General features: G+C 47.5%; 26 protein-coding genes. 21 read left to right on the top strand and 5 right to left on the bottom strand.

What is annotated here, in order from left to right:
* Window position 1: 1 nt before the first annotated feature.
* Genes B2W60_RS10260 through B2W60_RS10290 form a run of 7 tightly spaced genes read left to right on the top strand, consistent with a single transcriptional unit; the run spans window position 2 to window position 7,079 of the window.
* On the top strand, window positions 2-1,219 hold the full coding sequence (locus B2W60_RS10260) for a hypothetical protein (RefSeq protein WP_292360874.1): 1,218 nt from the start codon (window positions 2-4) through the stop codon (window positions 1,217-1,219).
* Between the two features lie 4 nt (window positions 1,220-1,223).
* Complete coding sequence (locus B2W60_RS10265) at window positions 1,224-2,519, top strand: CpaF family protein (protein WP_292360872.1); 1,296 nt, start codon at window positions 1,224-1,226, stop codon at window positions 2,517-2,519.
* Window positions 2,519-3,421: a type II secretion system F family protein gene (locus tag B2W60_RS10270; RefSeq protein ID WP_292360870.1), complete on the top strand. Its 903-nt coding sequence runs from the start codon at window positions 2,519-2,521 to the stop codon at window positions 3,419-3,421. The genes B2W60_RS10265 and B2W60_RS10270 overlap by 1 nt, the downstream gene beginning before the upstream one ends.
* A gap of 26 nt (window positions 3,422-3,447) precedes the next feature.
* A complete protein-coding gene (locus tag B2W60_RS10275) occupies window positions 3,448-4,359 on the top strand; it encodes a type II secretion system F family protein (protein WP_292360868.1) in 912 nt (303 codons plus the stop codon).
* Window positions 4,356-5,045, top strand: coding sequence for a tetratricopeptide repeat protein (locus tag B2W60_RS10280; protein WP_292360866.1), 690 nt, complete (start codon window positions 4,356-4,358; stop codon window positions 5,043-5,045). The genes B2W60_RS10275 and B2W60_RS10280 overlap by 4 nt, the downstream gene beginning before the upstream one ends.
* A 23-nt stretch (window positions 5,046-5,068) precedes the next feature.
* Window positions 5,069-5,347 carry a DUF3613 domain-containing protein gene (locus B2W60_RS10285; RefSeq protein WP_292360865.1) on the top strand — a complete coding sequence of 93 codons (279 nt, stop codon included), beginning with the start codon at window positions 5,069-5,071 and terminating at the stop codon, window positions 5,345-5,347.
* 34 nt (window positions 5,348-5,381) lie between these two features.
* The gene (locus B2W60_RS10290) at window positions 5,382-7,079 is read left to right on the top strand and encodes a TadG family pilus assembly protein (protein WP_292360864.1); all 1,698 of its coding nucleotides are present in this window, start codon (window positions 5,382-5,384) and stop codon (window positions 7,077-7,079) included.
* An 11-nt stretch (window positions 7,080-7,090) separates the two neighbouring features.
* On the opposite strand, the gene B2W60_RS10295 is transcribed toward B2W60_RS10290, so the two are convergent.
* A complete protein-coding gene (locus tag B2W60_RS10295) occupies window positions 7,091-8,158 on the bottom strand; it encodes a GGDEF domain-containing protein (RefSeq protein WP_292360862.1) in 1,068 nt (355 codons plus the stop codon).
* A 331-nt stretch (window positions 8,159-8,489) separates the two neighbouring features.
* On the opposite strand from B2W60_RS10295, the gene B2W60_RS10300 reads away from it, so the two are divergent.
* Complete coding sequence (locus tag B2W60_RS10300; protein WP_292360860.1) at window positions 8,490-9,215, top strand: proteasome-type protease; 726 nt, start codon at window positions 8,490-8,492, stop codon at window positions 9,213-9,215.
* Window positions 9,216-9,277: 62 nt separating this feature from the next.
* Here B2W60_RS10300 and B2W60_RS10305 read toward each other — a convergent pair whose 3' ends face one another.
* The 4 genes from B2W60_RS10305 to B2W60_RS10320 all read right to left on the bottom strand — a co-directional run bounded on the left by B2W60_RS10305 (window position 9,278) and on the right by B2W60_RS10320 (window position 13,302).
* Window positions 9,278-10,291, bottom strand: coding sequence for a zinc-binding metallopeptidase family protein (locus B2W60_RS10305; protein ID WP_292360858.1), 1,014 nt, complete (start codon window positions 10,289-10,291; stop codon window positions 9,278-9,280).
* Window positions 10,288-11,229, bottom strand: a complete 942-nt coding sequence (locus tag B2W60_RS10310; RefSeq protein ID WP_292360856.1) for an alpha-E domain-containing protein — start codon at window positions 11,227-11,229, stop codon at window positions 10,288-10,290. The genes B2W60_RS10305 and B2W60_RS10310 overlap by 4 nt, the downstream gene beginning before the upstream one ends.
* Window positions 11,229-12,689 carry a circularly permuted type 2 ATP-grasp protein gene (locus B2W60_RS10315; protein WP_292360855.1) on the bottom strand — a complete coding sequence of 487 codons (1,461 nt, stop codon included), beginning with the start codon at window positions 12,687-12,689 and terminating at the stop codon, window positions 11,229-11,231. Before B2W60_RS10315 ends, B2W60_RS10310 begins: the two co-directional genes overlap by 1 nt.
* Before the next feature lie 115 nt (window positions 12,690-12,804).
* The gene (locus B2W60_RS10320) at window positions 12,805-13,302 is read right to left on the bottom strand and encodes a hypothetical protein (RefSeq protein WP_292360853.1); all 498 of its coding nucleotides are present in this window, start codon (window positions 13,300-13,302) and stop codon (window positions 12,805-12,807) included.
* A 196-nt stretch (window positions 13,303-13,498) separates the two neighbouring features.
* Here B2W60_RS10320 and B2W60_RS10325 point away from each other — a divergent pair, with 196 nt between their 5' ends.
* From B2W60_RS10325 to ureE, 13 genes are all read left to right on the top strand, one after another.
* Entirely contained in the window at window positions 13,499-14,617 is a 1,119-nt protein-coding gene (locus B2W60_RS10325) for a porin (RefSeq protein WP_292360851.1), read from the top strand.
* Between the two features lie 46 nt (window positions 14,618-14,663).
* Window positions 14,664-15,887, top strand: a complete 1,224-nt coding sequence (gene fmdA / locus B2W60_RS10330) for a formamidase (protein WP_292360850.1) — start codon at window positions 14,664-14,666, stop codon at window positions 15,885-15,887.
* Window positions 15,888-15,903: 16 nt separating this feature from the next.
* Window positions 15,904-16,260, top strand: coding sequence for an FmdB family zinc ribbon protein (locus tag B2W60_RS10335; protein ID WP_292360848.1), 357 nt, complete (start codon window positions 15,904-15,906; stop codon window positions 16,258-16,260).
* Between the two features lie 64 nt (window positions 16,261-16,324).
* On the top strand, window positions 16,325-17,575 hold the full coding sequence (gene urtA / locus B2W60_RS10340; RefSeq protein WP_292360846.1) for an urea ABC transporter substrate-binding protein: 1,251 nt from the start codon (window positions 16,325-16,327) through the stop codon (window positions 17,573-17,575).
* 114 nt (window positions 17,576-17,689) lie between these two features.
* Window positions 17,690-18,613 (top strand): urea ABC transporter permease subunit UrtB, encoded by a 924-nt coding sequence (gene urtB, locus B2W60_RS10345; protein WP_292360845.1) that lies wholly within the window; start codon window positions 17,690-17,692, stop codon window positions 18,611-18,613.
* A gap of 16 nt (window positions 18,614-18,629) precedes the next feature.
* Window positions 18,630-19,796 (top strand): urea ABC transporter permease subunit UrtC, encoded by a 1,167-nt coding sequence (gene urtC, locus B2W60_RS10350; RefSeq protein WP_292360843.1) that lies wholly within the window; start codon window positions 18,630-18,632, stop codon window positions 19,794-19,796.
* Window positions 19,796-20,542, top strand: coding sequence for an urea ABC transporter ATP-binding protein UrtD (gene urtD / locus B2W60_RS10355; RefSeq protein WP_292360842.1), 747 nt, complete (start codon window positions 19,796-19,798; stop codon window positions 20,540-20,542). The genes urtC and urtD overlap by 1 nt, the downstream gene beginning before the upstream one ends.
* A gap of 21 nt (window positions 20,543-20,563) precedes the next feature.
* Window positions 20,564-21,253: an urea ABC transporter ATP-binding subunit UrtE gene (gene urtE, locus B2W60_RS10360; protein WP_292360839.1), complete on the top strand. Its 690-nt coding sequence runs from the start codon at window positions 20,564-20,566 to the stop codon at window positions 21,251-21,253.
* 121 nt (window positions 21,254-21,374) lie between these two features.
* On the top strand, window positions 21,375-22,265 hold the full coding sequence (locus B2W60_RS10365; RefSeq protein WP_292360837.1) for an urease accessory protein UreD: 891 nt from the start codon (window positions 21,375-21,377) through the stop codon (window positions 22,263-22,265).
* Between the two features lie 24 nt (window positions 22,266-22,289).
* Window positions 22,290-22,592, top strand: coding sequence for an urease subunit gamma (gene ureA / locus B2W60_RS10370; protein ID WP_292360835.1), 303 nt, complete (start codon window positions 22,290-22,292; stop codon window positions 22,590-22,592).
* Between the two features lie 11 nt (window positions 22,593-22,603).
* Window positions 22,604-22,909, top strand: a complete 306-nt coding sequence (locus B2W60_RS10375) for an urease subunit beta (RefSeq protein ID WP_292360834.1) — start codon at window positions 22,604-22,606, stop codon at window positions 22,907-22,909.
* Complete coding sequence (gene ureC / locus B2W60_RS10380; RefSeq protein ID WP_292360832.1) at window positions 22,909-24,627, top strand: urease subunit alpha; 1,719 nt, start codon at window positions 22,909-22,911, stop codon at window positions 24,625-24,627. Before B2W60_RS10375 ends, ureC begins: the two co-directional genes overlap by 1 nt.
* 22 nt (window positions 24,628-24,649) lie before the next feature.
* Window positions 24,650-25,153 (top strand): urease accessory protein UreE, encoded by a 504-nt coding sequence (gene ureE, locus B2W60_RS10385; RefSeq protein WP_292360831.1) that lies wholly within the window; start codon window positions 24,650-24,652, stop codon window positions 25,151-25,153.
* Window position 25,154: the final 1 nt, after the last annotated feature.

Consider the following 25,154-nt stretch of genomic DNA (forward strand, 5'->3'; position numbering starts at 1 on the left):
TATGGCTAAATTACAGAAAAATTCTTTTATCGTCGTTCCGGATAATGACAGTCAGTTGAACTGGTTACAGGAAGTGCTGATTGACGAAGGGGAGGTTATCAAAACCGATGTTTCCTCTATCGACCGTGTCCGGCAATTACTGGATCTGACGGGATCGCAAGTCGTTTTTGTCGGTTTATCCGAAACCAATCTTCGTCAGAATATTGCCTTTATCGAAGATCTGGTGACATTTAAAACCATGTTGTTGGTCATTGCGGTGGCGGATCATCTGGATAATGAATTGGTGTTGAGTGCGATGCGAGCAGGTGCACGGGAATTCATCACTACCGGCACCCGGCATAATGAAGTTATGCGTCTGTTGAATCGCCTGCAACATCGTGCGCCGATTGCCCAGCATGCAACTGACAGGCGGGGCAAAGTGACGTCATTAGTCAGTGCCCGTCCTGGCTCGGATACCCCCATGCTGGCATTGCACCTGGCTTTAGCCATTCAGACTGAAGGACAAAACGAGAAGGTTTTATTACTGGATATGGGGACACCGGCATCCGATACGCTGACCTATCTTGGCATTAATGCCCCCTACAGCTTTCTCGATGCAATACGCAGTTTACGGCGCCTGGACTCGACCCTTATTGACAGTGCGTTTGCCAAGCATGAGAGCGGTTTGAAGCTGTTAGCTTTACCCGAAGACCACACGGGTATTGGAGATGTCACTTCCGCTGATGTGTATGTCTTACTTGGTGTATTACAGCAGTATTTTACCCATATCATTATCAATCTGGGGGGCGTGCCCTATTCAGATTTCTTACATCTGCTGGTGAGTAACTCGAACACCACTCTGGCCTTGCTGGAGCAGAGTGTGCCCAGCTGTAAACAGAACATGCAGCTGATTCGTAAAATTTCCCAGGGCCAGATAGATATGGATTCGGTGAAGCTGGTCGTCGATCGATATTTACCGAATTTACCACCCGATGCAGAAAATCTGGCCAGGGGGTTGAACATTAATTTACTGACAACACTGCCATCTTCCGGGATGGCTCGCTTGAAAATGATGAATTCCGGAGAAAGTTTATTTGAATGTGCACCAAGAGATCCATACACCCAGGCAGTCAGAAAAATGGCCAGGAAGCTGACGATGGCTGAACAGGAAAGTAAGGAAAGCAATCAGTCCGGGTTGTGGCCACAGTTTAATGCCTGGATGAAGACAAAATTAGGATAACGCTATGGCTTTTCAATATCCCCAGTACGATTTCAGTCTTAAAAATACCCAGACGTATCAGGATATCAAATATGCATTGCATCGCTACCTTATCGCCCAGGTAGAAGAGGATAAAATTCCGATTGTGGAGTGGTCGGAAGAACAATTAAACGACTATGTTTATGGGCATGTCACACAGTATGCAAATAAAAGCCAGATGGCCGTCAGTAGCCAAGATCTGGATGATCTGACTGAGGAAATGGTCAATGAACTGGTGGGGTTTGGCCCATTACACAGTTTGCTGGAAGATGACAGCATCAGCGATATCATGGTCAATGGTGCTTACCATATCTTTTTTGAAAAACAGGGAAAAGTACAAAAGTCCTCATTACGGTTTATTGATGATGAACATGTTCTGCGAGTTATCCGCCGCATCATTGCCCCAATGGGACGGCGCCTGGATGAATCAAGTCCAATGGTCGATGCCCGCCTTCCGGATGGCAGCCGGATTAATGCGATTATTCCGCCATTGGCATTGGATGGTCCATGTGTTTCCATCCGCAAATTTCGTCGGGAAATGTTGCGTGAAACCGATATGCTGGTCTACGGCACGCTGAATCAGGAAATGCTGGATTTATTGATACTGGCAGTCAAAAGCCGTTGCAATATTATGGTTAGTGGTGGAACCGGTACCGGTAAAACCACACTGTTAAATACCTTGAGTCGCTTTATTGATCCAGCTCAGCGTATTGTCACCATTGAGGATGCGGCTGAGTTGCAATTGGGACATAACCATGTCGTTCGATTGGAAACCCGGCCACCTACCATTGAAGGGGATGGCGAAGTCAGGGCACGTGATCTGGTTCGTAATGCATTACGTATGCGACCGGATCGCATCATTTTGGGAGAGGTGCGTGGTGAAGAAGTGCTGGATGTTCTGCAAGCCATGAATACCGGTCACGATGGTTCAATGAGCACGGTACATGCCAATAATCCGCGGGATGCATTGGTTCGGCTGGAAATGCTGGCCTCATTGGCTAACTTCAAAGGCGCACATGATGTAATCCGGGAAATGATATCCAGTGCGGTTGATTTAATGGTGCATATTTCCAGATTTGCCGATGGAACCCGGCGCATTACCTCGATTGCTGAGATTACCGGGCATCGTGACGGGCAGTATTTGCTGAATGAACTGTTCAGCTATAACCACCCGTTAAACCGGCATGAAATCAACAATGTGCGGCCAGTGAATGAGAAATTCACCAGTGGTAACCAACACAGTAAAAACCATCGTCTCACTTCAGTGTCACCCGATTTCTAATGACTTTGGTATTAGTGATATATGCGTTTACCGGCCTGATGATTTTTCTCGCCGTTTTCGCCTTAGTTCAAAGTCATTCAAAAGAACTGACGGAAAAGACCAATCGTAATTTTACGCAAGTGGTCGGAATCACCATTGACGGGCGATTCAGCCGCCAGCCCAAAAAAAAATCCACTCGGGTTAAAACATTGTTATGGCGAGCCGGTGTTGAACCCAAAGAGCGTCATATTGTGCTTATTGTTATGGGTATTCTTTTGCTGACGGCTCTGGTTGCGATGAGCAAAGGGCTGCTCACAGCAATATTTATTCCGCTGTTGGTCGTTGTATTTCTTTATCTCTGGTTGCAGCGACGAGCATCAACACGCATTAAAGATATTTTGTTTCAACTGCCCCTGTTTCTGGATCAGGTGTTAAGAGCATTGGGCACCGGACGTAGTATGGAGGGCGCTCTGGAACTGGCCACTCTGGAATCCCCTCAACCTTTAAAAGCCGTATTTGAGCGTGTTCTGAGAGAAAATCAGTTAGGCAAGGATCTGGGGCTGGCAATTCAGGAAACAGCGGACCTATATCGATTACATGAATTGTATCTGGTGTCACTGGCAATCCGTGTTAACCGCAGCTATGGCAGCAGTGTTCGTGAGTTGATAAAAAATATCGTTAAGATGATTCATCAGCGGGAAGCGGCCAGACGAGAGTTAAAAACCATGACTGGTGAAACGCGTGTGACAGCCTGGGTTCTGGGTCTGTTACCACTGGTAATAGCCGGCTATATCATGATGATGAATCCCGGGTATATGACGACTATGTGGGAAGACAGCTCAGGAAGATTTATGCTGTTCACCGCGGTGTTTTTCCAGCTGATTGGCGCATTTGCCTTATGGCGAATGATTAAGAGCATATAGAGGTAATGATGCCCGGCTGGATTATCATGACAATAATTTTTCTGATAATAATGGCAGTGGTCCTGGTCTTTTGGGCCCAGCATCAGGTCAGTAGAGCTGATCAGGCTTCACAACGACGTTTTTTTGAACTGCTGGAAAAAAATTCTGCTGATGGTGACATTGATCATCACTGGATGAGAGGTGTCGTCCGGCGAATGGGCCACAGTAAACTGGCCCACTGGTTACCGAAACTGGAACACTTTGAAACGGTTCAGTTACTCAGACAGGCTGGCTGGTATACACCAAGTGGGCGGTCATTTTTTTATTTAGCTACCTGGCTATTGCCTGTTGCACTGACATTTGCCAGTGTGATTATTCTTTACCTTCAATCCGGCGGGCTGGATGGTCAGGCATGGGCCAAGGTTTTTATTGCCGCTACGATAGGCTATTTGTTACCCAAATATATTCTGCGCCGAAGCGCAAAAGATCGTCGTAACAGATTATCCCGGGAAATGCCTACGGCCATTCATCTGTTACGGATGCTATTTGATGCCGGCCTTTCGACGGAGCATGCCATCAGAGTATTACAGCAGGAAGGCCGGTTACTTACACCCGAACTGGCCAAAGAGTTAAACAAAGTCTTACGTCAGATTGATGCCGGACTGGAACCTGCAGAAGCTCTGGCAGAAATGGCTGCACCACTGGAAGTGAATGAACTTGATGATTTGGTGGCGATATTGAAGCAGGTCAGCCGGCATGGTGGCAATATTCGTGAAACGCTGGTGAAATTTGCCCAGCTTATTGAAGAACGCCAACTCTCGGCATTACGGGAATACGTCAATGTACTTTCCGGAAAAATGTCTGTCGTGATGATGGTGTTTTTATTTCCCGCCCTGCTGATTTTTCTGGCCGGACCGGGATTTATGGCGCTCGCCAAAGGCTTATCAGGAGCATTATGAAATTAACATCAACAGTTTGTCTCGGCCTGATAGTGAGCCTGACTGGCTGCAGTCAGTTGGGCGGAGGTACTCAAACGCAATCGCAGACGATGTCAGCCGCACACGCCAGTTGTGGAAAAGCAGTGGATGCAGATACCTCGATGAATCTGGATTTGATCGAGCAGCTTATGACTTCTGGTCGTTTGCATGCTGCACTGGCACATCTGGATAACCTTCAGTCAACTTCGCCTTATGCTACCTATTTACGCGCGGAGATTCTTCGTCAGTCAGATCGCAATCAGGAGGCCGCCGAATATTATCTGTCCTTATTGCAAACCTGCATGGTGGGAGAGGCACATCATGGACTGGGTCTTATTGCCGGGCGTAAGAACCTCTTAAATAAAGCCGTTGAACATTTAACGGTGGCAGCAGAGCAGTTGCCGGTCAATGCCAGAATCAGAAACGATTTAGGCTATGCATTATTACTGCAGGGGCATTTCGAAAAAGCCCAGCATGAGTTTATTACCGCATTGGAACTGGATCAGGATGCGCGTCTGGCGGAAACCAATATGATGATTTTACTGCTGGCAACGGGGGAGCAGTCAAAAGCGGAAGCGTTTGCCAGACGTATCAATATGGATCCGCAAACAGTGGCTGACTTGAATGAGCAGGCGATGTCCATTCGTGCCCAGACACGCAGCAGATAGCTGTATAAAAAAAGGAAGCTCAGATGCAAAAAATACCATTGATACCCATCGGTTTACTCTGTTTTGCTCTGTTTACGTGCGGGGTGATGGCAGAACCTGCCAAACCGCCAGCCAAACAAGGTGAACAAACCCGGAAATGGCTGAACTTGCAGCAAAACGGTCAGGCCGCTTCATCACATAATCAGACGCTTCCGGGTCCTGTGGCAGCAAAAATCTATGAACGTTATCTGAATAGCTTCAGTCATCCGATTCCGCAATATTTCAGTGAAATTGAATCGAATCCGTTTAGCAATTCGCGTTAAGTGTGTGGTGGGCTGATAATCATTGTCTGTGACTATGAAACTTAATATTAAGCAGCGAGGAGCAATAGGCCTGTTGGGCATTATGACCTTATTGCTCGCGACTTTATTTGTTGCCTTGGCAGTGGATACCGGTCGCTTGCTGATGGAGCAACGGCGAATGCAGACGGTAGCGGATATGGCCGCTCTGGATGCTTCTGCTTTGGCAGGACATTGTGGAGAAGGCGATCTGGCTCAGGTACAGGCGTTGGCACAAGCCAGCGCGGCACGAAATAATCATGTTATTACGGTCGATAAAACGCTGGATGTTTCGTTAGGCCGTGTCGATACCGTTACCGCAGGATTGAGGCAGTTCACGACAACCACTGCAGACTCCGCAACGGCGGTTCAGGTCATAGCGGCAAAATCTGTTCCTGCCAGTTTTTTTGCCGGCGGTATTCTGGGACGCAGCGTGAACTTGTCCGCCAGCGCTGTTGCTGAAAGGCAGGGAGTTGCCGGTTTTGTGGCGGGCAGTTCTTTAATTGGGCTTTCTGAGCAAGCTGTTTTAAATTCGTTACTCAGTGGTATTTTAGGGTCGCCTGTTAATTTAAACGTATTGTCATATCAGGGTATCGCTGCAGCCAATATTACGCTGGCTGAATTGGCTGGCGTCTCAACCACAATCGCCAGCACCGAAGAGTTGTTGAGCAGCAACCTGAGTCTGAATGACTGGTTGAACCTGTATGCTGATGCCGTTAATGCTTCTGATGCGGCCGATGTGGGCTTATCAGCGGCGATGCAAAGTCTGGTCATGGCAAATGTGAGCGAGCTTACAGCCCGGTTTTCCGATATTGTTGCGGTCACCAGCGATGCTCCGGAGGCAGCTGCTGAAGCCAGTGTGAATCTATTCGATCTATTAATGACAACGGCATTTGTCGCCAATGGTTCTCAAGCCATCAACCTGCCGCTAAGCGTGAGTCTGCCTGGAAATTTACTCAATGTGACTAGCCAACTTAATATAACGGAGCCGCCCAAAATGGTGATTGGCCCACCGGGCAGGAATGCTGAGGGGCAATGGCGAACCTATATGGAAACCGCTCAGTTTGATTTAACAACGCTTGTTCAAAGCACGGTAGATTTGAATGTGGCAGGATTAGTCGGGACAAAAGCAGAAATTGATTTGGCATTACAAGTCGATATGGCGCAGGGCAGTGCCTGGTTGCAAACGTTGCAATGTGGACAACTTAATAATAATCGGGCGATAGCAACCATTGGTGTTCAACCCGGCACGGCAATGCTCAATTTAACGCAAGCCAGTGATCCGGATGCTGAAACAGCTAATATTGATATATCAGCCACCTTATTGCTACTTGGTCGTGTGCCGGTTGCCAATGTTGGCGTTGGTCTGGATATAGCGCTGCAAAATCCGACCTCGACCGACTTAATCTATGAAGTCAATCTGTCCGATCCGGATGATTTGCCGCAAACACAGCATGCTTCAACAGCCCCGGGATTGGCGATTTCGAATATTTCCCAAGGTATCAAAACAGATGTGACATTATTGGGGGCGATTTCTTTGCCATTACTGGATCAATTGATCGAACAGGCTTTGCTGAATCAGGTGTTAACCCCACTGCTCAGTGAAATTGGTCAGGAAACGGTTGATCCATTGTTATCGGTATTAGGCCTGGAAATTGGCGCTATGCATGTCAACCTGTTCACCGTTGAGGTGGAACGGCCGGATTTGAAAGTCTGAAATGGTGCTGGTCAGATTGACGTTTCGTCAGAACTTGCTTTGGAAAAAACCTCAGCCTGATACCAGGTAACCTGATTGCGGCCCTGTTCTTTTGAACGATACAGAGCAATATCAGCCAGTTTCAGCGGGTTGCTTGCCTCCTGATCATCGCTGGCATAAACGGTAACCCCACCCAGGCTCAGGCTGACGATTCCCAGGTCTGCATCCAGGTTTTCAATACGTAAATCCTCGACCCGTTGACGGATTTCTTCAGCCAACTGATAGGCATCATTTCGTGTGGTTTGATTGAGCAAAATAACAAATTCTTCGCCTCCGTAACGGGCGACCAAATCGGTGGCACGTTTTGCCGAGTTCGCTAAAACCCTGGCAACGGCTGTCAGGCATTTATCTCCGGCCTGGTGCCCATAGCGGTCATTAAACTTTTTAAAATAATCGATATCGATCATAAGCAGTGACAGGGGGAGGCCTGAACGGCGAGCCTGCACCCATACCTGTTCCAACGTAATATCAAAACGTCGACGGTTGGCGAGATTAGTGAGTTTGTCTTCACCAGCATCATGTTCCAGTCCGAAACGGGCAATCAAATCATCCATTAAATCGCGGCGGCGCTGTATTGCGGAGTAATAAAGTATGCCGATAATAATCAATACCGGTGGAATCAACTCCCAACCTGGTGAATCATTCACTGTGATCAACATCAGGAGTAAAGGTAAAAACAGGCCAGCCAGATAACTGCCATAGACAATAGGATAGGCACTGAGTTTAAGCAGCTCACTGGCCGCAATGGCACTTAACATCAGAATGACAAACAATCTGGTGGAAAAAGAAAGCTCGGGCAGCAGAAAAGCGGTCAGACCCAATCCAAGCCCTGCAGCAAAGGAGGCAACTTTAAATGAGGCCAGATTGTGGGATTTGAGAGTGTTGGAGATATCCTTGCCAAAGTTATTACTTATCCGCCATTGCCATAAACCACCCGTTATAGCGATCAGCACCCAAATCAAAAAGATTAGTAAAGGCAATTGTGGCGCCAGATAAAGTGCAAACAACGCAATAAAACCGCAATGTTGCAAAAAAGACATTCGTGGGTGTCTATGCAATTCACGAAATAAATGTGTGGATAATTGATGAGGATCTATCAAGCATTATTCCTGGGTTGGGTAACTCTGACGGGGTGATATCAATGAACCATCTTTCTACAGAGTTAGATTTTACTTAATCACAATCCGGTAGGCTGAAAGTGAGAGTGCTGCTGGCTGCATTAGCCATTTCATTCTCTCAGTACTCGTAAGCCATGGCAATATTATTGAGCAGATCATTTTGACAATTTGCAGTGGCATTAAATAAACCCGGTTGGGCATTGCTCTGCGGTTCAATGTCGACTATCTTTATAACGATTATTTAGAGGCGTGTATGACCTACTGTGTTGCCATTACCTTAGATGCCGGATTAGTGCTGACATCTGATTCCCGAACCAATGCCGGGATCGATCAGGTGAGTACCTATAGCAAAATGACGCGTTTTGAGACTCATGCAGATCGCTGTCTGGTGTTGATGAGTGCAGGTAATCTGGCGACAACCCAATTTGTAATTGAACAGATCCATCGCGATATTCGTGAAAGTCAGGCACGCAATTTAAATACGTTAAGTTACTTATCAGATACAGCTGATTATATTGGTGAAATACTCAGTAGCCGGATCCGCCGTTACTCTGAAAATGAAGCATCCGGTTTTGCTCCGGAAGCGACGTTATTACTTGCCGGGCAGATTCAGGGGGGGCCGCCACAGGCCTTTATGATTTACCCACAGGGAAATCACATCACCAGTTCCAGGGAAACGCCTTACCTGCAGATTGGAGAAAGCAAATATGGCAAACCGGTACTGGATCGTTTTATCCGGCCAGATACGTCTTTGCTGGATGCCGCTACCTGTTCACTGATTTCAATGGACTCGACCATGCAGAGTAATGTCAGTGTAGGGCCGCCAATTGAAGTGCTGATGTATAAAAAAGACAGTTACAACCTGAAAAATCACTATCGCTTTGGGGTGGAACACCCTTATCTGATCGAATTAAGAAAAGCCTGGGGGGATAAGCTTCGTCAAGCTTTTACTGAGATGCCCCGTTTCAGCGAGCAGTAAGGTGTCATCACGCTGTATTCCTCTGTACCAAACCACTAACGTCGGTAAAACAGTTGTCTCTGTTAGCGATGCACCAAGTCGTGAATAAACTGTAATTTTTTCTGCACCTTTGTCGACACAACAAATGGATAGGCATCGGCATTTCCGATACTTCTGTTCAACGCGTTTAACACCAGCACTAACTGCATCCACTCTGAAAGCCACACATGGAATTCACGATCAGACTCAGGTGGTCGAATGACTTCAAATTCCACTGCTGTTTCCAATGTTTCATGCATCAACAGATAATGTGCCCAGGTCTCTGCCCAATCCTCCAACGCATGTGCACTGGCATAGGCTGAAATATATTCCTGCTGAAAATCGTCGGGAGGACCTGCCTCGTAATAGGCTGACAATGCCTGCGCATAATCCACGCTATCATCCCCAAACAGCGCTTTGAAATCGTTATAAATAGGCTGATCCTTAATCAGCTTATCCCAGTAAAAATGGCCGATTTCATGACGAAAATGGCCTAGTAGCGTGCGATAAGGCTCATTCATGGCTTCACGCGTGGCTTCGCGATAACTAGTGTCAGCTTCAGAGGCATTTAAGGTAATCACCCCAGCCGCATGGCCACTAAACACTTGTTCATGACCATCAATTGGATTGCTAATCTGATCTTCGAGAAAATGAAACTGCAGTTGCCGATAATCGTTAACCGGCCATTGATCAATGGGTAAGCCAAGTCTTAACAAACCATAAAGCATTCTGCGTTTAGCGGCTTCCAAAACGGACCAGCGTTTTACATTGTAAGGATAAATTTGATTGGGGATCACGCGTGTCAGCCGACAGGACAAACATTGGGTAAAGTTATCATCGGTAGATAACAACCAGTTGCACTGCATCTGATGCTGATGATGTTCACAGCGTTTATAACGTTTTTCCGGATTCAGCACCGACCGGAACTGGCCTTTGTAGGGTTCAATGCTGATGAGTTTTTGCTGTTCAGGGTCAAAACCTAAAATACTGTTACAGCTATTGCAGTAGGTATTATCAAAAAAGATTTCTTGCCCGCAATGGCAATAAAACCGTTTCATGCAACCGATCTATCCGGATGAAACCATTGTTGACTGATTTGGCTGCTCAGCTCGGCAAGTTTGGCCTGTAAATCATCCATACGGGTATGGATCATCTCGGCCGGCAGTTCATTCAGTTTTTCAGTAAACATGTCGGACATAAGTTTTTGATGGTGTTCCAATGTGGTAGTGGACTGCGGTAAAGGCCAGACATAGCGTCCAATTGCTTTGAGCGAGAAGAATAACGAACGTGGAAAAGCTTCGTCACGGATTAAGAAGGTTAACACGCCCTCGGCATTCATGGATGAGCTATGTGTCTGAGTGTACATCTGCTGGGCACTTAATGCGCGTAATAAATGTGTCCACAGAATACCTTCGGCTGCCCGCAATGATTCACTGCGATTCTCAGCCATCAACAGTGAGGTCATTTCCAGTATGCGGCTGGTCATATCCGCACGTTCCAGATGTTTGGCGGTTTGCATAAAATGATAGGCATGATTACGACTCATATGATTGACCAATATGCCCCAGACTGTCTGACAACGTTCCATAATGGTTACCAGCAATTGCTGGCGGCGCCGCCGGTTACTGATGGCGGCCATTTCATTTTTAACCAGTAAATACAGTTCGTTCACCTGTTCCCAGGTTTCTTCCGGCAAGATATCCAAAGAGGTCCGGGCGTTTTCCCGAACAGCCGATAATGAATTGAGCAGAGAAATGGGATTGTTGGGTTCTGCCAGCAAAAATTGCATCACATTGTTTTCATTAATCTGATCAAAGTTAGCGTGATAGAACATCTCAGCATCAAAAATGGTCACCAGCGTGAACCAGTCAATTTCGACATCACGGGGTAAGTCCATCAATAACCCGGTATGCACATTAATGAGCCGGGCAGTATTTTCCACCCGTTCCAGATACCGTGCCAGCCAGTAAACCCGCTCTGCAACCCGCGAAAGCATCAGCTCAGCCCTCCAAAATAGGAATCATCAACTATCCAGGTATCTTTACTGCCACCCCCTTGCGAGGAATTGACGACCAGTGACCCTTTGACCAAAGCTACCCTTGTTAAACCGCCCGGTGTGACATAGTTATGTTTACCGGACAGGATAAACGGACGTAAATCCACATGGCGAGGTGCAATATGATCGCCACAACTGGTAGGTGATACCGAGAGTTTAAGGGTCGGTTGGGCGATATAATTATTGGGATCGGCAATTAATAACTGGCGAAATTCTTCAATTTTCTCTTCACTGGAATGCGGCCCCACCAGCATGCCATAGCCACCGGACTCATTGGCAGGTTTGACGACAAGTTCCGGCAAATGGTCGAGAACATGCTGCAATTGGTCGGGATCTCGACAAATCCAGGTGGGTACATTGGGTAATAAAGGTTCTTCATTCAGGTAATAACGGATCATCGCCGGTACATAGGCATAAATCACCTTATCGTCGGCCACCCCGCATCCTGGTGCATTGGCAATCGCTACCTTGCCTTCGCGCCAGGCTTGCATGATGCCGGGAATACCTAAAGTGGAATCCTCTCTAAACACCAGTGGATCAATAAAATCATCATCAATACGTCGATAAATGACATCGACCCGCTCCAGTCCATGAATGGTCTTCATATACACATAACCATCATCATTGACCGTCAGATCGGCACCTTCCAGCAATATCAGCCCTGCCTGTTGGGCTAGCGCGGCATGTTCAAAATAGGCTGAGTTATAGATGCCGGGTGTCAGCAACACCATATTGGGTTTGGCTATATCCGGTGCCAGTGAAGCCAGCATCGCAGAGAGATGAGAGGGATAGTCATTGACCGGGCTGATATGCAGTAATTTGAATAACTCGGGCAATACCCGTTTGGTGGTTTTACGGTTTTCCAGCATATAGGCCACACCTGAGGGTACCCGCAGATTATCTTCCAGCACATACATTGTGCCATTGTCATCACGCACTAAATCCGAGCCACAGATATGTGCCCATACACCATGCGCCGGTTGCATGCCTTTGCACTGTGGCCGGTAACCTTTGGATTGCAACACCACTTCTTCAGGTATCAGTCCATCCCGAATCATATTGCCATCATTGTAAATGTCATTGATGAACATATTTAAAGCACGGATCCGTTGCACCAGCCCCTTTTCGGTGCAATCCCATTCTCGCTTGGGAATGATGCGGGGAATAATATCGAAAGGCCAGGCACGATCAATATTGCCGGCATCGCTGTACACCGTGAAGGTGATACCACGCTCCAGAATTTCGAGTTCAGAGTCGACAATACGCTGCTCGAATGCCTCTTTACGCATGGATTTCAGATAATCCAGCAGCTTGTAACTGAAGTGTCTTGGCTGATGTTGATCGTACATCAGCTCATCGTAGAACTCCCCGGGATCATAATCACGCCACAGCTGCATCATGCTCATTTCCCTTTCGTCGGATAGTCGTGAAAGTGGGACTGCAATACTTATGCCCTAAATCCCAACAGACTCAATATTGCAGCCCACACAACAGCTTTTAGTAGTGATTAACCGCTCATTGTTGTTGCAATAAAGCAGCCCAGCCTTTTTTCTGCATACAGCCTAATAAGCCTCGGGTCACCAGACTCATATTGGCTTCGGGTGAATGTGCTTCACCTAATTCAGCCACACAAGCTTCACTATCTGCCATTAGTTTTTCCGGACCAGCCCCCATGCGCCACCACGAATTAACCTGTAATTTTTCCATGGGATCAACAGGTTGGTCGTCAACTTCAGCCATCGCATCATCTGCTACAGCGATGGTTTTACTTTCGCCACGACTGAGAGGGATAAATGGCTTATCAGGGCCAACCACTAACCAGCCTTGTTGTTGCAAACATTGATCAATCTCTTTTTCTGAGCTTGCCCCCTTTTCGCAACGTTGTTTTTCACTCTGAAAATCTTGCGCAGTCGCCCCGCGCTTATAGCTGAATTCACCTCCGCACCCTGACAGTAATGACACGCTGCTGATTAACCATAGCGCTCCAATGGTTGGAATAGATGGGTGTTTCATTTTTCCTCCTGACGATCAGTTGTTTGAAGACCTGTGATCAGAGTAACTGAAACCCTTCGCAACCCCTGTACGCAATTTGACGTATTTAAGCACCCGACCCGGCTGACTAGTATGGCTCCCGAACTTAAAGGTTGATGAGCACCGAGGCGAATTCAACGACGCTTTTTATTCTGGTGAGATTTTCGGGAGAAGAAAAATGAAAAAAATGAACAAAGTCGCATACCTGGTCGCCTTGGCCACAACCACTACATTGGCTCCGATAGCCACCACACATGCTGCTGGCACGATTACCTTTGGTGAAGATCAGTACATCAGTGTCGGATTTGGTCTGCGGGGAAGCTATAGCAGTATTGAAGATGCAGCAAATGATGGCAGTCGCTCCAATGATTTTGAACTGGACAGCGCTCGTCTATACGTCTCAGGCTCATTAAACAAATACATCAAAGGTATGTTCAACTCGGAAAAATCAGGTGGTAACGATTCTTTCCAGATTATCGATGCTGCCGGTATTTTTCAATTTACTCCCGATATGGCGATTTGGGCTGGTCGTTTCCTGTCGCCCAGTAGCCGCGCCAATATGGCTGGACCTTACTACACATCAGGTGATGGTTATTGGGCAAACATTACAGCTCGCTATGGCTGGAATGGCGGCACCATCGGCCGTGATGACGGTGTGGCATTAGTTGCGACTGCATTTGATCAACGTCTGGCCTATTCCTTTGGTGTTTTTGAAGCCGACAAGATTTTTGAATTCAGTGGGGTGGGTGACGTAACTGATAATCCCGATCAGGACGACGAATTAATGTATGCCGGTCGTTTGCAATACAGCTTCTGGGATAAAGAACCGGGTTATTACGGCACAGGTAACTACCTGGGCACCAAAGATATATTCACCATTGGTTTGGCAGGCCGCCATAAAGGTGATGGTTCTGCTTCTACCACAGAAGTCGGTGACTACTCTCAGTGGACAGTTGATTTACTCGTAGAGAAGAAACTGGCTGCAGGCGCTGTATCGCTGGAGGCCGCCTACTTCGATTATGACACGGATGATGTTTTCCTTTCAGAACAGGGTGAAGCCTATTACGTCAGTACTGGTTTTATCTTCAAGGAAAAAGTCGGCTGGGGTCAATTTATGCCATTCGTTCGTTACCAGAACTTTGATTCTGATGCCGGTGAAACCAAGCGCACAGACTTCGGCTTGAACTATTTCATTGATGGTTATAACGCCTCCATAACAGCGGTTTACCGCGATCTGGAAGTCGAGGGCAGCGATGATCAAGGTCAATTCGTCATCTCAACGCAGTTGCAATTTTAATCCAAATATTACCTATCAAAACGTTTCTTCAACGTAGGAGATACCGATGAAAACATTAGTAAAACTTGATTTAGATAAAAAGCCCTGGGAACAGGACGGTCAAATCCATAATCGCTGGCATCCTGATATTCCGATGATTGCCATGGTCAAACCGGGCGATGAATTCCGTGTGGAATGTATGGACTGGACCGGTGGCCAGATCGGAAATAACGACAGCGCCAATGACATTCGTGATGTGGACTTGTTACAGGTCCACTACCTCAGTGGCCCGATTGGCGTGGAAGGTGCCGAGCCGGGTGACCTGTTAGTGGTCGATATCCTGGATGTCGGCACCTTTGAAGATTCGCAATGGGGTTTCAACGCCTTCTTTTCTAAAGAGAATGGCGGTGGTTTTTTAACCGATCACTTCCCTGAAGCGCGTAAATCCATTTGGGATTTCCACGGCATTTACACCACCTCACGTCATGTGCCGAACGTAAAGTTCGCCGGCATCATGCATCCCGGTTTGATTGGTTGTTTACCATCGAAAGAGATGCTGGCGGAATGGAACAAACGTGAAGCTGAACTGATCGCAACGGAACCGGATCGCGTTCCACCTTTAGCACTGCCACCTAACGAGCAGGCAGCAGTCATGGGCCGTTTGAAAGGAGACGAAGCGTCTAAAGCCGCAAAAGAAGGTGCCCGTACCGTACCGCCTCGTGAACATGGTGGTAACTGCGATATCAAGGATCTGACCAAAGGTTCGAAAATCTACTTCCCGGTCTATGTGAAAGATGGTGGCCTATCAATGGGTGACCTTCACTTTTCTCAGGGTGATGGCGAAATCACTTTCTGTGGTGCTATCGAAATGGCCGGTTATCTGGATATCAAAGTCAGCCTGATTAAAGACGGTGTGAAGAAATACGGTATTAAAAATCCCCTGTTCAAAAACAGCCCGTTAACACCGACTTACAGTGACTTCCTGATGTTTGAAGGGATTTCGGTGGATGAGCAGGGCAAACAACATTATCTGGATGTGCATGTTGCCTATCGTCAGGCCTGTCTCAATGCCATCGAATATCTGAAGAAATTCGGCTACACAGGTGAGCAGGCTTTATCGATTCTAGGTACCGCCCCGGTTCAGGGTCATATTAGCGGCGTAGTGGATATTCCGAATGCCTGTGCCACGTTGTGGATTCCGACAGAAATCTTCGATTTCAATATCAACCCGACGGCAGATGGCCCAACGCAATTTGTCACCCAGGGCTTTGATTTAAGTTCGACATCATAAAACGGGACATCACATTATGCCGATATATGACTACCGATGTGAGCAGTGTGGCGATTTCAGTGCACTGCGCAAAATGAGTGAAGCCGGTAATTCAATGGAATGTGTTGAATGTGGCGAGATGGCGGTGCGGATTATTTCTGCTCCCTATCTTGCGTTGATGGACCGAAACACGCGAGTGGCTAAAGAGCGTAATGAAAAGTCGGCACATGAGCCGAAACAGTTGCGACGTTCCAGCTGTGGCTGCTCAGGTACACACACTTGTAAAACCGATACCGCACAAAAAACCAAAGCTGCAGCTCAGGCCAAAAGCAATCCCAACGGCTTGCAGATGCAGACCAAGAAAACCGCAAGACCCTGGATGCTCGGACACTGAGCCCCCAAAACAAAACCGTTCGGAACAATGCTGTTCACTCTAATTTGTTAACAGGAGATATACGATGAGCTACTTTAGTCGACGAAAATTTTTAGGCAAAACCGGTGCACTGATTAGTGCAATGGTGGCGGCTGGGTTTATTACCAGTACGGCGATAGCGGCGGATTATCCGACTGCTGAAGTCAACACCACGGGGCTTTCAGTAACCGATGACACCGTGACGGTGGGTATTTTACATTCACTGACCGGCACTATGGCGATCAGTGAAACCGGTGCTCAGGAAGCGGAAAAGCTGGCTATCAAACAGATCAACGAGAGCGGCGGTATCCTCGGCCGTCAAATCAAGATCATTCAGGAAGATGGTGCCAGTGACTGGCCAACCTTTGCCGAAAAATCCAGAAAGTTACTGGTAAACGACAAGGTTGCAGCAGTTTTCGGTTGCTGGACATCGGCGTCACGTAAAGCCGCTTTACCGGTTTTCGAAAAAGAGAACGGTTTGTTGTATTACCCGACTTTCTATGAAGGTCTGGAACAATCCAAAAACGTGATCTACACCGGTCAGGAAGCCACTCAACAGATCCTTGCCGGTCTGGACTGGGTTGCTGAAGAGAAAGGTGCCAAAACATTCTATCTGATTGGCTCGGATTACATCTGGCCACGTACTTCAATGAAAATTGCCCGTATTCATATTGAAAAAGTACTGGGCGGTAAAGTGGTCGGTGAAGAATACAAGCCTCTTGGTGATACCCAGTTTGGTTCGGTTATCAACAAAATCCGTCTGAGAAAGCCTGACGTTATCTTCGCTGCCGTAGTGGGTGGCAGTAACGTGGCCTGGTTCAAACAATTGAATGCTGCCGGCATTACGTCTGATAAGCAGACGCTGCTGACGCTGTCGGTGACAGAAGATGAAGTGCTGGGTATCGGTGGTGAAAACCTGGAAGGTTTTTACTCAGTGATGAAGTACTTCCAAAGTCTGGATAACCCTAACAATGCTGAGTTTGTTAAAGCATTCAAGGAAATGCACGGTGAAGACAGTGTCATCGGTGACGTGACGCAGGCGGCTTACCTTGGTCCATGGTTATGGAAGGCAGCCGTTGAAAAAGCAGGAAGCTTTGATGTGGACAAAATCGTAGAAGCGTCCAGAACCGGTGAAATCGAGTTGGATACAGCACCTGAAGGGTACGTGAAACTGCATCCAAATCATCACTTGTGGAGTAAAACCCGTATCGGAAAATGGAATAAAGACGGTCAGGCAACAGTGGTTTATGAGTCTGAGCTGATTGAGCCAAATCCATTCCCAGAAGGTTACCAATAGATCGACATAAACGTTCACAACAGCAGGCTGGTCCCTGACCAGCCTGCCAGTTGAAAGAAAGGCGAAAGGTTCAACAACCTTTGATTCAATGGAAAATGTTTCGGAGTATCCGTTATGGGTGAGTATTCAGTTCAGGAATTGACTTCAATTCTAGCCATGCAGGGCTTTGCCGGGATCAGTCTGTTCAGTGTGCTACTGCTGATGGCACTGGGATTGGCAATTATTTTTGGACAAATGGGTGTTATTAATATGGCCCATGGCGAATTTATGGCGATGGGAGCCTATACAACTTACCTGCTTTCTGTAATGACTCAAACGTATTTTCCTGAGTTCATGAATTATTACTTTTTACTGGCCATCGTGGCTTCTTTTCTGGTAGCGGGATTATTTGGCTACCTCACAGAATTTGTACTGATAAGGCATCTTTATAAACGTCCTCTGGATACGTTACTGGCCACCTGGGGATTGAGTCTGATTATGCAGCAGTCATTCCGCTCTATTTTCGGTGCCCGTGAAGTGAGTCCCAGCTTACCGGACTGGTTGATGGGATCGTGGATGCCGACAGACACTATTTTTATCCCGATAAACGGTATGTTTGTTTTGGGATTGACAACCGTGGTGACCATCGGCGTATTTCTCTTGATGTATCGCTCCACCTGGGGACTGAATGTGCGGGCCACCACACAGAATCGTGTCATGAGTGGTGCCGTCGGGATCAATACCAAACAGGTTGACCGGCTGACGTTTGCACTGGGTTGCGGTATTGCCGGTATTGCCGGTGCGGCGTTTACCACAATTGCTTCCACCGGGCCGACATCCGGCTCTCTCTACATTGTTGATACGTTCATGGTTGTGGTTTTTGGTGGTGCAGCCAGTCTGTTTGGCACCATTGCATCCGCATTTACCATCGCACAGGCGCAATCTATTCTGGAGTTCTTTATCAGTGGTTCCATGGCGAAAGTATTCACCTTACTGGCCCTGGTCATCATCCTGATGATGCGTCCTGAAGGTTTGTTCTCAATCAAAGTTCGTAAGTAACGAGCAGGAGATAATCATGAATTTTGTCTATGAACGATTTTTGGGTGGAAAAAGCGGAGCTCTGGCCATTGGAATACTGGCCTTACTGATTCTGGTGATATTGCCTCTGGCACTGGATCTGTTCCGGCTGAACCTGGTCGGTAAATATCTGACCTATGCGTTTGCTGCGGTCAGTCTGGTTTTACTTTGGGGATATGGCGGTATTTTAAGTCTGGGGCAGGGGATTTTCTTTGGTCTGGGCGGGTATGCGATGGCCATGTTTCTCAAGCTGGAGGCCTCTGATCCGGAAAGCACCAGCATCCAGACGACACCGGGGATTCCCGACTTTATGGACTGGAACCAGCTATATGAACTGCCATGGTTCTGGGTACCCTTTGAAAGCTTTACCTTTACCTTGATCGCCATTCTGGTGGTGCCGGCGGTATTCGCGTTTATCATCGGATACTCCATGTTCAAACGTCGGGTAGGTGGGGTGTACTTTGCGATTATCACTCAGGTTATTGCCGTGATTCTGACGGTATTAATCGTTGGTCAGCAGGGGTATACAGGTGGTATCAATGGTATTACGGATCTAAGAACGCTCAACGGCTGGGATATCCGAACGGATGAAGCAAAATATCTGTTGTATTTCCTCAATGCGATTTTGCTGCTGGGTGTCATTATGCTGGGTAAATTCATCCTGACCAGCAAGTTCGGCCAATTGCTGCTGGCAATGAAAGATAAGGAAGATCGGGTGCGTTTCTCAGGGTATGACGTGTCCAATTTCAAAATTTTTATCTTCTGTATCTCGGCAGTGATTGCGGCTATCGGCGGAGCCATGTTTACTTTGCAGGTGGGCTTTATGTCACCGTCGTTTGTCGGCATTGTGCCGTCTATTGAAATGGTTATCTTTGCTGCTGTCGGTGGGCGCATGTCATTGATTGGTGTGGTCTACGGCACCCTGCTGGTCAATTATGGCAAAACGGCTTTTTCTGAAACGTTCCCTGAATTGTGGTTATTCCTGATGGGCGGATTGTTTATTGCCGTGGTCATGTTCTTCCCGAATGGACTGGCCGGCATCTGGAATAAATACGCGCCCAAAGTCCCTTTCCTTCGGCCTTTATTAGCTGGCTCGAAAAAAGCGGAGAGCAAAACCGAACCGGCCAAAATTGAATCCGAACCGACGACTGAGGGAGCCAAATAATGACTACCACAACTGATTTTTTGCTGGCAATTGAAGATTTGACGGTATCGTTTGATGGCTTCAAGGCCGTGGATGCACTAACCATGTATATCGATAAAAATGAACTGCGGGTGATTATCGGTCCCAACGGGGCCGGTAAGACCACCCTGCTGGATTTGATTTGCGGTAAAACCAAAGCCAGTTCCGGCTCAATTCAGTTCAAAAATGCCGAAATGACCAAACAGGCCGAACATCAAATTGTTCGTGCCGGTATCGGGCGTAAGTTCCAGACGCCTTCAATCTATGAAAACCTGACGGTGTATCAGAATTTGGAAGTGTCCTATCCCGAAGGCCGTGGCGTATTCGGCAGTCTGTTTTTCAAAACCACCGAGCAAGTCATTAATCGTGTGAACGAAGTAGCCAAAGAAATTCAGCTGGATAAATTTCTGGATACCGAAGCGGCCATTCTCAGTCATGGTCAGAAACAGTGGCTGGAAATTGGCATGCTCCTGATGCAAGACCCGGAATTATTGATGCTGGATGAGCCGGTCGCCGGCATGAGTGCCAAGGAGCGGGACGAAACGGCAGAATTGCTGAATCGAATCTGTGAAAATCGGGCGGTGATTGTGATTGAGCATGATATGGAGTTCGTCAAGAAAATCGCCCGTAAGGTCACGGTTTTGCATCAGGGGAAAATCCTGGCTGAAGGTCCGATGGACAAGGTTCAGGCGGATGAAAAGGTCATTGAAGTCTATCTTGGGCATTGATTATAAGCTGGGAGATTAACCATGTTTGAAGTAGAAAATTTGCAGGTGAGTTACGGTCAAAGCCAGGTTATTCATGACATCAGCTTTAAAGCCGAACAAAATGAAACGCTGGCCATTATGGGGCGTAATGGCATGGGTAAGACGACACTGTTTAAATCGCTGATGGGGATTCTGCCCAGCCAGTCTGACAAGGTCAGTATTGGAGGAGTAGAGGTCGGTAGTATGGAGAGTCACAGCCGGGTAGCAAACGGCATCGCTTATGTTCCACAGGGACGCATGATATTTCCGACACTGACCGTTCAGGAAAATATCGAAACCGGTTTACAGGTATCGAAAATGAAACATATTCCTGATGAGATCTTTGCGTTATTTCCGGTCCTGCACGACATGCGTCATCGTAAGGGCGGTAACCTGTCAGGTGGTCAGCAACAGCAATTGGCGATTGCCAGGGCCTTGGTGACCAATCCTAAAGTGTTGCTATTGGATGAACCGACGGAAGGCATTCAACCTTCAATCATCAAAGATATTGCCAAGGTGTTAAATGAAATTCGTAAAATGCGTGAAATTACCATTATTGTCTCCGAGCAGGTATTGAGTTTCACCATGGAAATCGCTGACCGTATTATCGTGATTGAAAAAGGTAAATTCATTCATGAAGATATGCGTGCCGACGTTGATGCCGACACGATAAAGAAATATTTGACGGTTTAAGACAAATGTTATTAGGGTCTGTTGATATTTCAGGTTTTACAACAAAGGCGACTATGAAAGATCAACAGATCCAGGCAGACAAATATGCTTATCAATGTCCAACATGAAGGAGAGTGTTGGCATGAATGTGCGCTCAGAAGCAGCTTTACCGTTAACCCGACAAATTGAAAAACCTGCAATTAATCAGTTGATGACTGGCTGGGATGCCAGCCTGAAACTGATATTTGATAGCCGCTCTGCTAAAACCATCCTGGCCCGTCGTCAGCATCATGGGCCGTTGGTGATTCAAAAAATTCTCTATCCCGAAGGTAACAATCCGGCACATGGTGTCATTATTCATCCTCCCGGTGGAGTGGCGGGTGGCGATAATCTGCAGTTAACAGTCGAAATGCAATCCGAATCATCTGCTCTTTTAACCACTCCGGGTGCAACAAAATGGTATAAATCAGCCGGTCGCCGAGCCAGTCAACATATTGACATGACGTTGAGCGAAGATAGTCAGCTGGAATGGTTGCCGCAGGAAAATATCGTGTTCGATGGCGCCGATGTGGCGTTAACAACCCGGATTCAACTGAGTGATAATGCTGTGTTTGCCGGATGGGAAGTGGTTTGTCTGGGTAGACAAGCCAGTGGCGAACGCTGGAATAGTGGACGTTTCCGCCAACAATTAACCATTAAACGTGATAACAAACTGATCTGGAATGAAACCGCATTGCTGAAACCCGATAGCGCCTTATTAACATCGATTGCCGGATTACGATCTCAGGTGGTATTTGGCAGTTTTGTGGTGGCTGCGAGTAACACGCCTGCTGAGATCCTGCAGCAATGTCAGCAGATTACCCTTGATTCGTCGGCAAAATATGGTGTGTCGGCGTTGCCAGACATTTTTACCGCACGTTATATCGGGCCGTGCGCCCAGGAAGCTAAAGTTTATTTTGAAAAATTATGGCACTGCTTGCGTCCCTGGTATGGCAAACGTGATGCTGTTCGTCCCCGTATCTGGTCGACCTAGAGAGATGAATAAGGTAATAAAGCAATGGAACTGACCCCTAGAGAAAAAGATAAATTACTGATTTTTACCGCGGCACTGTTAGCTGAAAGACGAAAAAACCGTGGTGTAAAACTGAATTATCCCGAAGCGGTTGCCTATATTTCTGCTGCGATTATGGAGGGGGCACGAGATGGCCGAACGGTTGCTGAACTGATGGATTTTGGCGCGACATTGCTGACACGGGATGACGTGATGGAGGGCATTGCGGAAATGCTGCCGGAAATACAAGTCGAAGCGACATTCCCTGATGGCACCAAACTGGTGACCGTGCATAACCCGATTATCTGAGGACACTGACAATGATTCCAGGTGAAATGCGAGTAAAAGCGGGCGATTTGCAGATGAATGTAGATCGTGATCGGGTCACAATCGATGTGTCTAACAGTGGCGACCGACCGGTACAGATTGGTTCTCACTATCATTTTTTTGAAGTCAATGATGCGTTGCAATTTGATCGGCAACTGGCTTATGGATTCCGTTTGAATATTGCGCCGGGTACCGCTGTCCGGTTTGAGCCGGGCCAGACCCGCACCATTGAATTGGTGGCGTTATCCGGTTTACGTCATGTTTACGGCTTTGCCGGCCGCGTTATGGGAGCCTTGTGATGAGTCTTAAAATTGATCGGCAAGCCTATGCCGAAATGTTTGGCCCCACGGTGGGCGATAAGGTCCGACTGGCCGATACCGAGTTATGGCTTGAAGTCGAGCAGGACCTCACTACCTATGGTGAAGAGGTCAAGTTTGGCGGTGGCAAGGTCATACGTGATGGCATGGGGCAATCCCAGCTGGTCGCCAGTGAAGTCGCCGATACCGTGATTACCAATGCACTGATTATTGATGCAGTGACGGGCATTATCAAAGCCGATGTGGCGATTAAAGACGGCCATATCTGGGCCATTGGCAAAGCCGGTAATCCGGATATTCAACCCAATGTCACCATCCCGATTGGTGCCGGTACCGAAATTATTGCCGGTGAAGGCATGATCCTCACGGCTGGCGGCATTGACAGTCATATTCACTGGATCTGCCCGCAACAGATTGAAGAAGCCTTAATGTCCGGCATTACCACCATGCTGGGTGGCGGCACCGGACCGGCAACCGGAACCTATGCCACCACCTGTACACCCGGACCCTGGCATATTCACCGGATGCTGGAAGCGGCTGAAGCCTTTCCAATGAATCTGGGCTTTTTCGGTAAAGGCAATGTGTCTCAGCCACAACCCGCCAGAGAACAGGTTGAAGCCGGTGTTATCGGTCTGAAATTACATGAAGACTGGGGCACCACACCTGCGGCCATTGATAACTGTTTGTCCGTAGCGGACGAGATGGATATTCAGGTGGCAATTCATACTGATACCCTTAATGAATCGGGCTTCGTCGAAACCACCCTGGCAGCCTTCAAAGGTCGCACCATTCATACTTTCCACACTGAAGGTGCCGGTGGCGGCCATGCACCGGATATTATCAAAGCCATTGGTTCTGCCAATGTATTGCCTTCATCAACCAATCCCACTCGACCATTTACCATCAATACCCTGGATGAACATCTGGATATGCTGATGGTGTGTCATCACCTGGATCCATCCATTGCTGAAGATGTGGCATTTGCCGAATCACGTATTCGCCGTGAAACCATTGCTGCAGAAGATATTCTGCATGACACCGGTGCGTTTGCGATGATGTCATCGGATTCTCAGGCGATGGGGCGGGTTGGCGAGGTGGTGATTCGTACCTGGCAAACGGCCCATAAAATGAAAGTCCAACGTGGCACACTCAAAGAGGATGCCGAACGCGCAGAGGGTGACTGCGATAACTTCCGGATTAAACGTTACATTGCCAAATACACCATTAATCCGGCGATAACCCATGGCATTTCGCATAAAGTCGGTTCCATTGAAGCCGGTAAATTTGCTGATTTAGTGTTATGGCGTCCGGCGTTTTTTGGCGTGAAACCGACCCTGATATTAAAAGGCGGCATGATTGCCGCAGCGGCGATGGGCGATCCTAATGCGTCTATCCCGACACCACAGCCCGTACATTACCGGCCTATGTTTGGCAGTTTTGGTAAAGCCTTAAAAAGCTCATTAACCTTTGTTTCTGAAGCCGCCTTATCGAATCCGGCTGTCAAAGCACTGGATTTACAAAAGCCACTGGTTGCAGTGAAAAACTGCCGGAATATCAGCAAAAAAGATATGGTATTCAACGATGCCACACCAAAAATCGAGGTCGATCCGGAAACCTATCAGGTACTGGCCGATGGTGAATTATTAATCTGTGAACCGGCAACTGAATTGCCGATGGCACAACGTTATTTTCTGTTTTGACAGCTTATATTCAAGGACAAAAATGTTATCGATTTCGACCAAGCTGGATCATATTCACACCGATACGGTGATAGATGATGTGGTCAGTCTCAGTTTTGATTTGCGGCAGAAAAGCCGTATTCGCGTGACCTTACAATCCGGTAAAGAAGCGGCGTTATATATGCAACGTGGCACTATCCTGCGGGGTGGGGATTTTCTGCAAGCTGATAGTGGTGAAATCATTGAAGTCATTGCTGCTGATCAGTCTGTGATGAAAGTGACTACTACCACCTCAAAGTCTTTAACCCGAGCCGCTTATCATTTGGGTAATCGTCATGTTCCTCTTGAAATTGGAGACGGCTGGCTGAAGCTGGAAACAGATTCAGTGCTGAAAGCAATGTTGCTGGGGTTAGACGTTCAGGTTGAAGAACTGCAAGCGCCATTTGAACCGGAATCCGGAGCCTATGCTGGCGGTGGCGGTCATCACCATCATCATGACGATGATCACTCACATACTCATAGCCATGAGCACGGTCACAGTCACTGAG

The organism is Methylophaga sp. UBA2496, assembly GCF_002341635.1.
Classification (GTDB): Bacteria; Pseudomonadota; Gammaproteobacteria; order Nitrosococcales; family Methylophagaceae; genus Methylophaga.